The sequence below is a fragment of the Halomonas colorata genome, assembly GCF_014897985.1.
Classification (GTDB): Bacteria; Pseudomonadota; Gammaproteobacteria; order Pseudomonadales; family Halomonadaceae; genus Vreelandella; species Vreelandella colorata.
Map to the genome: position 1 here is coordinate 180,242 of NZ_JABUZA010000003.1, position 10,541 is coordinate 190,782.

Consider the following 10,541-nt stretch of genomic DNA (forward strand, 5'->3'; position numbering starts at 1 on the left):
GTTCAGGTGATCCATCGGTTCAGGTAATTAAGAGACGCTAATCCTCTGTAAACCAGGCCTTCATGACATCAGTAATTTGGGCCATCTCCGCAGGCGATGTGATATAGGCAGGCATGGTGTAAAGCCAGCGGCCAAACGGGCGCAGCCATACGCCGCGCTGGCGGGCAAAGCTCGCCACGCCGGCAAGCGCATCTGCCGTGTGCGTTTCGATGACTGCCGTGGCGCCAAGAACACGCACGTCGGCCACCGCCGGGTGAGCGTTTAACGCGCGGTCATCGAGTAGCTCGCGTTTTAGCGTCTGGTTGAGCATGGCGATTTTGCCTAGATAATCCTCTTCTTCAAATACCCGCAAGCTCTCGAGTGCGACGCGGCAGGCCAGTGGGTTTCCCATAAAGGTAGGGCCGTGCATAAAGGCATGCTGCGCGCTGTCGCCGATAAAAGCGGCGTGAACGCGGTCCGTGGCAAGCGTTGCCGCATGACCCAGGTAGCCGCCGGTCAGACCTTTAGAAAGCACCATGATATCCGGCGTGACGCCTGCATGGTCGGCGGCAAACAGCTTGCCGGTGCGCCCGAAGCCGGTGGCTACTTCGTCAAACACCAGCAATACGCCAAACTCATCGCACAACGCTCGCGCACCGCGCAGGTACGCAGGCGAGGTCATGTTCAGCCCGCCGGCGGCTTGCAGCAGCGGCTCCATCAGCAGAGCGGCGATCTCGGCATGGTGGCGCTCAAGAATGCTGCGCAAGGCGTTAAGGTCCGCTTCGACCTGCTCAGGCGAGGCATCAAAAGGGGCCGTAGGCGCGGGTGCAAAGTGATGCTTTGGCAACAGGCCGGCAAACAGGCTGTGCATGCCCTCTTCCGGGTCGCAGACCGCCATGCAGCCAGTGGTGTCGCCGTGGTACGCCTTCATCAACGACAGCATCTTGCATTTGCCGGGGCGCCCGCTCAGCACCTGGTATTGAAGCGCCATCTTCATTGCCACTTCCATGCCCACCGAGCCGCTGTCGGAGTAGAAAACGTGATTAAGCCCGGCGGGGGTGATGCGTACCAGCTCACGGGCCAGCTGATCGGCGGGCTCGTGGGTCAGACCGCCCAGCATCACATGGCACAGCGTGCCCGCCTGCTCGCGAATGGCTGCCACCAGGCGTGGGTGGCTGTAACCGTGAATCATGCACCACCAGGAACAGGTGGCATCCAGCAGGCGCTCGCCGCTTTCAAGCTCAAAATGAGCGCCGCTGCCGCCGACCACTCTGGGAGCGGGCGTTTGGGTTTTAATATGCGCATAGGGATGCCAAACCGGCGAACTCATAAGGCCTCCAGAGAGAGATAGCGATGGGCGGTAGCGGCATCGGGGTTTGCCAAATGAGGGATGATGCCCAGGCAGGGCGCCGTCAGCTTGTCCTCAAGATGGGCGATATTACTCGCAAAGCGAGCAGGCTGAGCCTCAAAGGCAGGATCAACCACGCTGCCTGCCCAGCCCGCAAGCGTCAGGCCATCGGCGCGAATAGCTTCGGCTGTTAAACGCGCGTGATTCAGGCAGCCGAGCTTTAAACCAACCACCAGGATGACTGGTAGCCTCAACGCGATCGCAATGTCAGCAAAGTCCTCCTGCTCGTTGAGCGGCACGCGCCAGCCGCCTGCGCCCTCGATCAACATGAAGTCCCGGGCCGTCTGGCTAAGCGTTTCGCGCAGCAGACGGGTGATATCACTCACACTTAGCGACTTGCCCGCTTCCAGCGCGGCCAGATGAGGTGCGATGGCTGGTTCAAAGGTGAGCGGGTTGACCGTGGTGTAGTCGACCGGTGGCTCGCATTGGCGTTGCAGCGCCAGGGCATCACTATTGCGCAGCCCATCAGGCGTTTGCATGCTGCCAGAGGCGATGGGTTTGAGCCCCAGCGTACTTAGCTGTTGGCGTTGGGCCGCATGGAGTAGCGCGCCGGTAACGAGCGTTTTGCCCGCATCGGTATCGGTGCCGGTGACGAAGAAACACGTCATCGAGGTTTCTCCAGCTGCAAGCTTAGGCAGTGGTAGCTGACCGGCAGCCCCCGTGGCTCGCGAAGCTGCTCAAAGCGCGCTGCTGCCGCTGTCAGGTCAGCCCGGGTGAGCGTAGCATTGGGTCTGGCCACTTGGGCGCCCACCCCCTTGATGGAGGCCATGACCGCCTTGAAATCAGGGTAAAAAAACGTCTCCACCCAAGTCGACTGCTTCAATGAGAGCAGGCCACTTTTGCTGATAGCGGCTTCAAGCACGCAACATGCTGGCGTTTTCAGCACAGCGTCTGGCCGCTGCCAGGCGAAGGCAATCTCGCTGAGCGTGCCGGGCAGCAGTGTAGTAATGAACGCCTGGCCGCCCGGGGCCAATACGCGATAAAGCGCCTCCATGACGGCCAAGCTGTCGCGGCACCACTGGATCGCCAGATTGGAAAATACCAGGTCCAACGATTCTGCGGGCAGGGGTAACGATTCGGCACTGCCCAGTTGCCAGGTAATCGTATCGCCATGGCGCGCCCGGGCGTGTTCCAGCATACCCGGTGCAATATCCAGCCCCGTCACGTGCGCGGTGGGGTAACGAGCGGCCAGCCGCTGCGACCAGTAGCCGGTGCCGCACCCCAGGTCGAGTATGTGCTGGGCGGTGCCTGGCAGGCCGCGCCACAGCGACTCGCCGATATGCCGCTGGGCGCTGGCCAGAGTGTCATAACGAGACGCCGCCCGAGAGAAGGCGCGGGCTACTTTGGCCGGCCAGTCAGCCTCGGGCGGTAGCAGCGGTTGCGCGGTGCTGAGACTCATGCGACCTCCTTTGCGGATAACAAGGCGGCCTGAGTGGCGAGCAGTGAGGCCAGATGTGTCGGCTGCGAAAGCATCGGACCATGGCCACATTGCTCAAGCGTCAGCGCCTCGTGGCGTGCAGTTTGGCTTGCCAGCGGGTCGTGCTCGCCTACCAGGTGAACCACCGGACAAGGAGGTGTTTTGAGGCGCCGGCGGTTATCCAGCGTGGCCAGCCAGTGAAGGCCCGTAGCCAGTGTCGTGTGATCTGCAACAGGCGTCTTGCCCAATAACTCGCGAAGCTGTGCATGAGCGTGATGGGGCGTGGGCTCGCCCTGGGCCTGCCAGTGCAGGAAGTGCCGCCAAGCGGCATCAGGGCGGTGCGCAAATACTGCCTGGAAGTCGGCAAGCTCTGCGGCAAGCGTGCTGCCCGGCGCACAGAATCGGGCGCCTGCTCCCAGCAGCACTAGCCCCCTCGGCGCGGGCAGGTAATCAAGCAGGGCGGTTGCCAGCAGGCCGCCCAACGACCACCCCACCCACACCGCATCGCTTGGCAGACGGTTCGCCATGGCCGCGGCAAGTGTCTCCATGGTGGCGTTGCCAGGTAGAGAGGGCGTCTTGCCGTAGCCTGGCCAGTCAACGGTGACCACATCAACGTTGTCTGGCCAGTGGGGCTCAAGCGGCTGCCAGATGCGCTGGTCAATTCCCCAGCCGGAAAGCATTACCAGGCGTGTCATGAAATCTCCCGACGGCAGGCGTCCAATGTCTCAAGCAACTGATCAATATCGCCGCGCGAATGGCGGGCGCTCAGCGTGATCCGCAGGCGCGACTCACCCTTGGGCACTGTCGGTGGACGAATCGCGCCAACATCGATCCCCGCGTGGTGCAGGCGTTCGGCCCACAGCATTAAGCGCGATTCGCTTCCCAGCAACAGCGGCTGAATGGGCGTGCGTGATTCGCCGAGTGGCAGGTTGAGCCGCCAGGCCTCCTCACGAAAGTAACTGATATACCGCTCAAGGCGCTCGCGGTGCTCGGGTTCACGCTGAACAATGGTGAGCGCTTGAAGCGTCGCGGCGGCAACGCCGGGCGGCTGCGCGGTGGTGTAGACATAGCTTCTGGCGAACTGGGTCAGGTGGTCAATGAGCAGCGCATCACCCGCGACGAACGCACCGCCAGTACCTAGCGCCTTGCCTAGCGTGCCCACCAGAATGGGCACTTGCTGGCTACTCCAGCGAGGCCCGACGCAACCGCTACCGTTAACGCCCATAACGCCCATGCCATGGGCATCATCGATCATCAGCCAGGCGTCATGCTGCTGGCTTACCTGCGCCAGAGCGGCAATATCGGCCACGTCGCCGTCCATGCTGAAGACACCGTCGCTTACCACCAGCTTGTGTGTACAGGCGCTGCGTGCCATCAGGCGGGTCAAATCGTCAATATCGTTATGGTGGTAGCGCCGCGAGCGAGCGCCGCTCAGCGCACTGCCATCCAGCAGTGAGGCGTGATTGAGTCGATCGTGAAAGATGGCCGTATCAGTATCGGCAAGCGCTTGGAGTACGCCCAGATTCGCCATATAGCCGGTGGAGAACAGCAGCGCGTGCTCGCGCCCCGTCCAGGCGGCCAATGCCTCTTCCAGGGCTTCATGAATCGCTAGGTGGCCGTTTACCAGATGCGATGCGCCGGCACCCGCGCCAAACCGTCGGGCACCTTCGGCCTGAGCGTTCTGGACCCGCGGGTCTTTCGCCAGGCCGAGGTAGTCATTGCCTGCGAAATCCAGCAATTCCGGCTGCCTGATGCGCCGAGTGCGCCACTGCCGAGCATGCTGGCGAGTATCATGAGCATAGCCTAGCCGCTCACGCCACGCTTTAGACACTGGCATCCACCGCAAGCTCGGCGGCGCGTTCATTAAGCCGTTGCTGCTGCGCCTGCTGGGCAAGGCGTGCGGCCTGAGTATCTTCACTTTCACAGGTCTCGCGCTTTTCAGGGTGAAGGCCCAGCTTGGCAAACAGGGCGCGGTCGCGGTCGGCCTGAGGATTGCCGGTGGTTAGCAGCTTGTCACCGTAGAAGATCGAGTTGGCGCCCGCCAGAAACGCCAGCGCCTGGGTAGATTCGCTCATCTGCTCGCGCCCGGCCGAAAGACGCACGTGGCTTTGCGGCATCATTATACGGGCAACGGCGATGGCGCGGATAAATTCGAGAGGGTCCATGTCGTCTGCGTTTTCCAGCGGCGTGCCGGGTACTTTTACCAGCATGTTGATCGGCACTGACTCTGGGTGGGGAGTGAGTTTCGCCAGCTGTTGCAGCAGGGCGCTTCTATCCTGGGCGTCTTCGCCCATGCCCAAAATGCCACCCGAACATACCTTCATGCCCGCGTCGCGCACCGTGGCCAGGGTCTCCAAGCGGTCGCTATAGGTGCGTGTGGTGATGATCTCGCCGTAATAGTCGGGCGATGTGTCTAGATTATGGTTGTAGTAATCAAGCCCAGCGGCCGCCAGGCGGCTGGCCTGAAGATTGTCCACCATGCCCAGCGTCATGCAGGTTTCAAGCCCCAAGGCCTTTACCTGACGCACCATCTCTTCAACCAGCACTAAATCCTTGTCGCGAGGGCTGCGCCATGCAGCCCCCATGCAGAAGCGGCTGGCGCCTGCCGCTTTTGCCGCCTGAGCTTGCTCGACGACCTTTTCGATCTCCAGCAGCTTCTCTTTTTCGAGCTTCGTGTTGTAGTGGCCGGATTGGGGGCAGTACTTGCAGTCTTCCGGGCAGGCGCCGGTTTTTATCGACAGTAACGTGGATATCTGCACGGCGTTGGCATCAAAGTGCGCCCGGTGAACCTGCTGGGCCTGAAACAGCAGATCATTGAACGGCAGCGCAAAAAGCGCATTGATTTCGTCTAACGTCCAGTCATGGCGGGGGGCGGCAGTCGCAGTCATCGGTAAACCATTTCAGTTTAATAAGTTGACTAGACTTTATCGGCGCCAAGAGTGTTATGTCAACTTCAAGAATTTTTCTGGTTTACATGGTTGGGTTCGTCATTCGGGATGCCCTGCTTTATACTCTGCGCCCTTTTCTTCTGTCTGGAGCGCGGATGTCTGCCTCTGATACTTCCCCTGAGTGTGATCCGGCTACCGGCCATTCGCGCCCACCGCGGCGTGAGTTCAAGGCGCGGGGCAGTTTTGTCATACGCTGCGAAGGCTGCAATCTACCCAAGCTGAACTGCCTGTGCCCGTATCAGGTAAAGGCGGAAAGTGACGCCCAGGTATGGCTGATCACCCACTCACTGGAGCACTACAAACCGACCAATACCGGCCGGTTGATTGGTGATGTGCTGGCGCAAACCCAGGTGTTTACCTGGTACCGCACGGCGCCCGATGCGCAGTTGACCGCTCTGCTGGCAGACCCGCGCTATGCGCCGTTTTTGATTTTCCCTGATGATCAGCCCGACTATGCGGATCGCGTGGTGGGGATGGACGCCGTGCACAGCGCCAAGCAGGATTCACGCATCCCGGTGTTTATCATTCTGGATGGCACCTGGCGTCAGGCGCGGCGCATGTTCCGCAAAAGCGCTTACCTGGATAGCTTGCCGGTACTGCCTTTACGTACCGAGCGCGAAACCCGCTACCGGCTGCGCAAGCCTGCTTCTAAAGCGCATTTATGCACGGCAGAAGTGGCTATTGAGTTGCTGCGCCAGGGCGGGGATGAGAACGCGGCGGCGGTACTGGATGACTATTTTGACGTGTTCAACGACAGTTACGCCGCCAGCCGCTTCTACAAGAAAATTGCCGAACCCACGGAAGCAATGACGCGCCTGTTAGCACGTCAGGAAGTGTTGGAAGACTAGGATTTAGCGGGCAGCGCCGGGTAACCAGCGCAGCAATATTTTCCGCACCCAATACCAGCGGTTAATCAGCAGGGCGGTAAAAATCAGCCCACAGCCGAGCAACTGAAGCGGTGCCATGGTTTCGCCAAACCACCAGGCGGCGAATAACGCCGTCCATACCGCTTCCAGCATCAAAACGACCGAGGCATGGCTGGGCGTGGTCATCCCTTGGGCGGTGATCTGCAGGAAAAACCGCGCAGAGCTTGCGAGCAGCACGCTGGCGATAAACCAGCCTAAAATGGACGTATTAAGCGCCACGGGCTGACGTTCAAACGTAAACGACACGATGGTTAACACGGTACCCACCGATAAAAGCTGCAGCGTGGTCAACGGCAGGGCGGGTACATTACGCACTACGCGGGTATTAACATTAATCAGGAACGCAAAGCAGAGCGCTGCGCATACCATTAATAGCTGGCTGGTTTCTACTCTAAAGCCCGCATTGAGCGAAAGTAAGGCAAATCCCAGCAGGGCAACGGGCAGGGCTATCCAGGTGGTGCGTGGCGGGCGGTCGCCAAACAGCAGCTTGGCGACCACAGGTACCAGCAGTATCCCAAGGCTATTGATAAACGCGCTTTCGCCCAGATGGTTGGACGTTTTAAGTCCCATGATCCAGAAGCCGATGGCGACGCTAAACAGCAGGCCTACAAAAATGCCGCGCCGAATACGGCGGGCGGGCATACGGCTTAGCGCAGGCCAGGCAAACCCCAGCAGGATCAGCCCGGCCAGCAAAAAGCGCGTGCCGATAAACAGCAGCGGTGGCATCCCGGCAAGGGCTTCTTTGGAGAAAATCCACCCGCCTGCCGCCAGTATGGTTACCAGCAGCAGCAGGGCATCCGCCTGCCAGGGCGCGCGCCGGTGCATACTCACGCGGCGTCGCCACCAAACAGAGCGCCGGCAATTCTGAAGCCCGCGACCCAGGTACCTATCGCCGAGCCCAGCGTTGCCAGGATAAACACCAGCAGCGTGCGCGATACACGATTTTTCCACCAGCCTTTAAGGTGAGTGACATCTTTACGCAGCGATGAGAAGTCACGCACTTTGGGCTTGCGCATGTAAAGCTCGACCCCAGCGGCGACAAAGCCTGCGCCAATGGTCGGGTTTAGCGAGGTCAGTGGAGCGGCAAAGAAGGTGGCGATGACCGTGACCGGGTGGGCAAGAGCAATAATGGTCGCACCGCCGGATAAGATGCCGTTGATCAAAAACCACTCCAGCACCAGCTGCCAGCCGAGATCCGTATTGCGTGAAAAGCCAATCGCAAAGCCGGTAATCACCAGAATGGTAATCAGCCAGGGCAGAGCCTTCCACAGCTTAGAGGGCGGCGGTGTTGCTTCCAGGGCTTCACGCTCAACGGTGGGATTTTCGGGAAGCGGGGCCTCCAAGTGCTCAACGGTACCTTTGAGATGCCCGGCGCCCAGTACCACCAATACGTTTTTGAAGCGCCCGGGTGGGGCCTGTTCGGCAAGACGCAGAGCCATATAGCGGTCGCGTTCGCGAATCAGCGGGGTATACAGCGCTTCCGACTCGGCGGCAAACTCGCTGAACGTGGCTTCCAGCATGTCGCCTTCTTTAAGCTTTTCGATCTCTTCCTTGGATACGTCCTGGCGTGATAGCACGCTGCCAATCAAGCCGGAAAAAAGCGAAAACCGCTGCCACCAGGGAACGTTACGGTAGATGCGCTTAAGCGTTACGCCCACATCGCGGTCGACCAGCAGCAACGGTAGGTTGCGGCTGCGGCACTCTTCAAGGGCTGCACGCATCTCCGCGCCCGGCTCAATACCCGACTGCTCGGCGATGCGCTGCTGGAAAGCGCCCAGCGCCAGGCTTGCCGCTACCATACCGGCCTTACCCTGCTTGAATACCTGGAACAGGTCCTGCTCGCCCATAGCGTCAGGGTTATTCATGCTGTGGTGGCGGGCATCGCAGAGCTCGATGGCGATAGCGTCAAAATGGCCGCTATCGGCAAGGCTGCGCACGTCATCAGCACTTTGCGCCGAAACGTGTGCCGTGCCCAATAGCGTATAGGTGGTATCGCCAACGGCAACCGTTTTCAGCGGCCCGCTGGTGGCCGGCAAGGCGGCAGGTGCCGCGCTCAGCGGGGTGGTTTCATCGTGATTCATGATATCTCAACTCAAATAATAAAGCGGGTGCTAGCGTCGCCAGAAGGCCGGGGTAAACAACACTAACACGGTAAAAATTTCTAGGCGGCCCAAGAGCATCGCAAGTACCAGTATCCATTTCGCAAGGTCAGGTAGCTCGCCGTAGTGGCTGCTGGCTTCGCCGAGTGCGGGGCCCAGGTTATTAAGCGCGGAACCCACCGATGACCAGGCCGTGATCTGATCGACACCGGTGGCCATCACGCCGACCATCATTAAAAAGAACAGCATGACGTAGGCGGAGAAAAATCCCCAAACCGCCTGGGCGATGCTGTCCGGTACGCTTACTTTGCCGACCTTGACCGCAATCACTGCGTTGGGGTGAATCAGGCGCATGACTTCACGCATGCCCTGCTTGAGGATCAGGATAATACGGATAACCTTCATGCCGCCCGCGGTTGACCCTGAGCAGCCACCCACAAACGCTGCAATGAAGAGTAAAAAGGGTAGCGCGCCGGGCCAGGCCGAGAAGTCGGCCACTGAAAAGCCTGCCGTGGTGGCAACCGACACCACCTCGAACAGACCGTAGCGTAAGCCGCTCATCGTATCGTAGGTTTGCGTCAGCCATAAGGTGATCACGGCGATGGTGACCAACCCCGCCAGAAACAGCATTAAGAAGCGCGCTTCAGGGTCCTGGAAGTAATGCAGCAAGCGCTTTTCGCGCCAGGCTATAAAGTGCAGGCTGAAGCTGAATGCTGAAATCAGCATAAAGCCCACGCAGATCAGCTCGATAGACGGGCTATTGAAGTAGCCGATGCTGGCATCGTGGGTCGAGAAGCCGCCAATCGCCACGGTCGAGAAGCTGTGCCCGAGCGCATCGAACCAGTTCATGCCCGCGAGCATATAGGCCACCATGCAGGCAATAGTCAGCGTGGCATAGATATACCACAGCGCCTTGGCCGTTTCGGTGATTCTGGGGGTCAGCTTGGAATCCTTTAGCGGCCCCGGGATCTCGGTGCGGTAGAGTGCCATCCCGCCGACGCCTAGCATGGGCAGAATCGCCACGGCCAGTACCACGATCCCCATTCCGCCTAGCCACTGGAGCTGCTGACGATAGTAGCGAATCGATTCGGGTAGAAAATCGATCCCGGTAATCACCGTGGCACCCGTCGTGGTCAAGCCGGAAAAAGATTCAAACACTGCGTCGGTAATGCTCAGCGCGGTATCGCCAAACAGCATTAAGGGCAGCGAACCGAACAGGGCCAGTACCGTCCAGAACATGGCCGCAATTAAAAATCCATCACGGATGCGCAGCTCTTTACGAGCTTTTCGATTAGGCAGATAAATGATCAAGCCGGTCACCACCGTAATGGCGAGACCAATCATAAAGGCGTGCCAAACCCCATCGCGAAACCATAGGGAAATTAACATGGGGGGGAGCATGGTCAGGCTAAACAGCATCAGCAGTAGCCCTAAAATGCGTGAAATGACCCGCAGACTCATGGTTGTTGCATGCTCCTAAAAGAACGTCAAACCGACTTGGAATAGGCGTTCCACATCACGGATGCGGCGCTTGTCGATCACAAACAGAATCACGTGGTCGCCGCTTTCCACCAGGACATCGCCGTGGGCGATAATGACTTCCTTGCCGCGCACAATCGCGCCGATGGTAGTGCCGTCCGGTAGGTTGATCTCGCGGATGGTACGGCCCACCACCTTGGAAGACTGTTTGTCGCCGTGGGCGATAGCCTCAATGGCTTCCGCCGCCCCACGGCGCAGCGAGTGCACGTTGACGATATCGCCGCG

General features: G+C 59.8%; 11 protein-coding genes. 1 reads left to right on the forward strand and 10 read right to left on the reverse strand.

Going from position 1 to position 10,541, the window contains the following annotated elements; translation table 11 throughout:
• Positions 1–37 precede the first annotated feature (37 nt).
• The 6 genes from bioA to bioB are packed head-to-tail and all read right to left on the reverse strand — an operon-like array spanning position 38 to position 5,692.
• Positions 38–1,309, reverse strand: coding sequence for an adenosylmethionine--8-amino-7-oxononanoate transaminase (bioA, locus tag INT33_RS03125; RefSeq protein ID WP_193091070.1), 1,272 nt, complete (start codon positions 1,307–1,309; stop codon positions 38–40).
• The gene (gene bioD / locus INT33_RS03130; protein WP_193091071.1) at positions 1,306–1,995 is read right to left on the reverse strand and encodes a dethiobiotin synthase; all 690 of its coding nucleotides are present in this window, start codon (positions 1,993–1,995) and stop codon (positions 1,306–1,308) included. Before bioD ends, bioA begins: the two co-directional genes overlap by 4 nt.
• Complete coding sequence (locus INT33_RS03135) at positions 1,992–2,786, reverse strand: methyltransferase domain-containing protein (protein WP_193091072.1); 795 nt, start codon at positions 2,784–2,786, stop codon at positions 1,992–1,994. Before INT33_RS03135 ends, bioD begins: the two co-directional genes overlap by 4 nt.
• On the reverse strand, positions 2,783–3,499 hold the full coding sequence (locus INT33_RS03140; protein ID WP_193091073.1) for an alpha/beta fold hydrolase: 717 nt from the start codon (positions 3,497–3,499) through the stop codon (positions 2,783–2,785). The genes INT33_RS03135 and INT33_RS03140 overlap by 4 nt, the downstream gene beginning before the upstream one ends.
• Positions 3,496–4,641, reverse strand: a complete 1,146-nt coding sequence (bioF, locus tag INT33_RS03145; protein WP_193091074.1) for an 8-amino-7-oxononanoate synthase — start codon at positions 4,639–4,641, stop codon at positions 3,496–3,498. Before bioF ends, INT33_RS03140 begins: the two co-directional genes overlap by 4 nt.
• Positions 4,628–5,692: a biotin synthase BioB gene (gene bioB / locus INT33_RS03150; RefSeq protein ID WP_193091075.1), complete on the reverse strand. Its 1,065-nt coding sequence runs from the start codon at positions 5,690–5,692 to the stop codon at positions 4,628–4,630. The genes bioF and bioB overlap by 14 nt, the downstream gene beginning before the upstream one ends.
• A gap of 155 nt (positions 5,693–5,847) precedes the next feature.
• On the opposite strand from bioB, the gene INT33_RS03155 reads away from it, so the two are divergent.
• Positions 5,848–6,600, forward strand: coding sequence for a tRNA-uridine aminocarboxypropyltransferase (locus tag INT33_RS03155; protein WP_193091076.1), 753 nt, complete (start codon positions 5,848–5,850; stop codon positions 6,598–6,600).
• Between the two features lie 3 nt (positions 6,601–6,603).
• On the opposite strand, the gene INT33_RS03160 is transcribed toward INT33_RS03155, so the two are convergent.
• The 4 genes from INT33_RS03160 to INT33_RS03175 form a co-directional block, all read right to left on the reverse strand.
• Positions 6,604–7,503, reverse strand: a complete 900-nt coding sequence (locus tag INT33_RS03160) for a DMT family transporter (protein WP_192539134.1) — start codon at positions 7,501–7,503, stop codon at positions 6,604–6,606.
• A 2-nt stretch (positions 7,504–7,505) separates the two neighbouring features.
• A complete protein-coding gene (locus INT33_RS03165; RefSeq protein WP_193091077.1) occupies positions 7,506–8,759 on the reverse strand; it encodes a TraB/GumN family protein in 1,254 nt (417 codons plus the stop codon).
• Positions 8,760–8,789: 30 nt separating this feature from the next.
• The gene (locus tag INT33_RS03170) at positions 8,790–10,238 is read right to left on the reverse strand and encodes a TrkH family potassium uptake protein (protein WP_018918152.1); all 1,449 of its coding nucleotides are present in this window, start codon (positions 10,236–10,238) and stop codon (positions 8,790–8,792) included.
• Between the two features lie 15 nt (positions 10,239–10,253).
• Positions 10,254–10,541 (reverse strand): TrkA C-terminal domain-containing protein (locus INT33_RS03175; protein WP_319643911.1); only part of this gene is annotated, 288 nt, incomplete at its 5' end.

Bases quoted from the DNA above. Each gene is read 5' to 3' on its own strand.
- bioA (WP_193091070.1), bottom strand. From the start codon at position 1,309: ATGAGTTCGCCGGTTTGGCATCCCTATGCGCATATTAAAACCCAAACG.
- bioD (WP_193091071.1), bottom strand. From the start codon at position 1,995: ATGACGTGTTTCTTCGTCACCGGCACCGATACCGATGCGGGCAAAACG.
- INT33_RS03135 (WP_193091072.1), bottom strand. From the start codon at position 2,786: ATGAGTCTCAGCACCGCGCAACCGCTGCTACCGCCCGAGGCTGACTGG.
- INT33_RS03140 (WP_193091073.1), bottom strand. From the start codon at position 3,499: ATGACACGCCTGGTAATGCTTTCCGGCTGGGGAATTGACCAGCGCATC.
- bioF (WP_193091074.1), bottom strand. From the start codon at position 4,641: ATGCCAGTGTCTAAAGCGTGGCGTGAGCGGCTAGGCTATGCTCATGAT.
- bioB (WP_193091075.1), bottom strand. From the start codon at position 5,692: ATGACTGCGACTGCCGCCCCCCGCCATGACTGGACGTTAGACGAAATC.
- INT33_RS03155 (WP_193091076.1), top strand. From the start codon at position 5,848: ATGTCTGCCTCTGATACTTCCCCTGAGTGTGATCCGGCTACCGGCCAT.
- INT33_RS03160 (WP_192539134.1), bottom strand. From the start codon at position 7,503: ATGCACCGGCGCGCGCCCTGGCAGGCGGATGCCCTGCTGCTGCTGGTA.
- INT33_RS03165 (WP_193091077.1), bottom strand. From the start codon at position 8,759: ATGAATCACGATGAAACCACCCCGCTGAGCGCGGCACCTGCCGCCTTG.
- INT33_RS03170 (WP_018918152.1), bottom strand. From the start codon at position 10,238: ATGAGTCTGCGGGTCATTTCACGCATTTTAGGGCTACTGCTGATGCTG.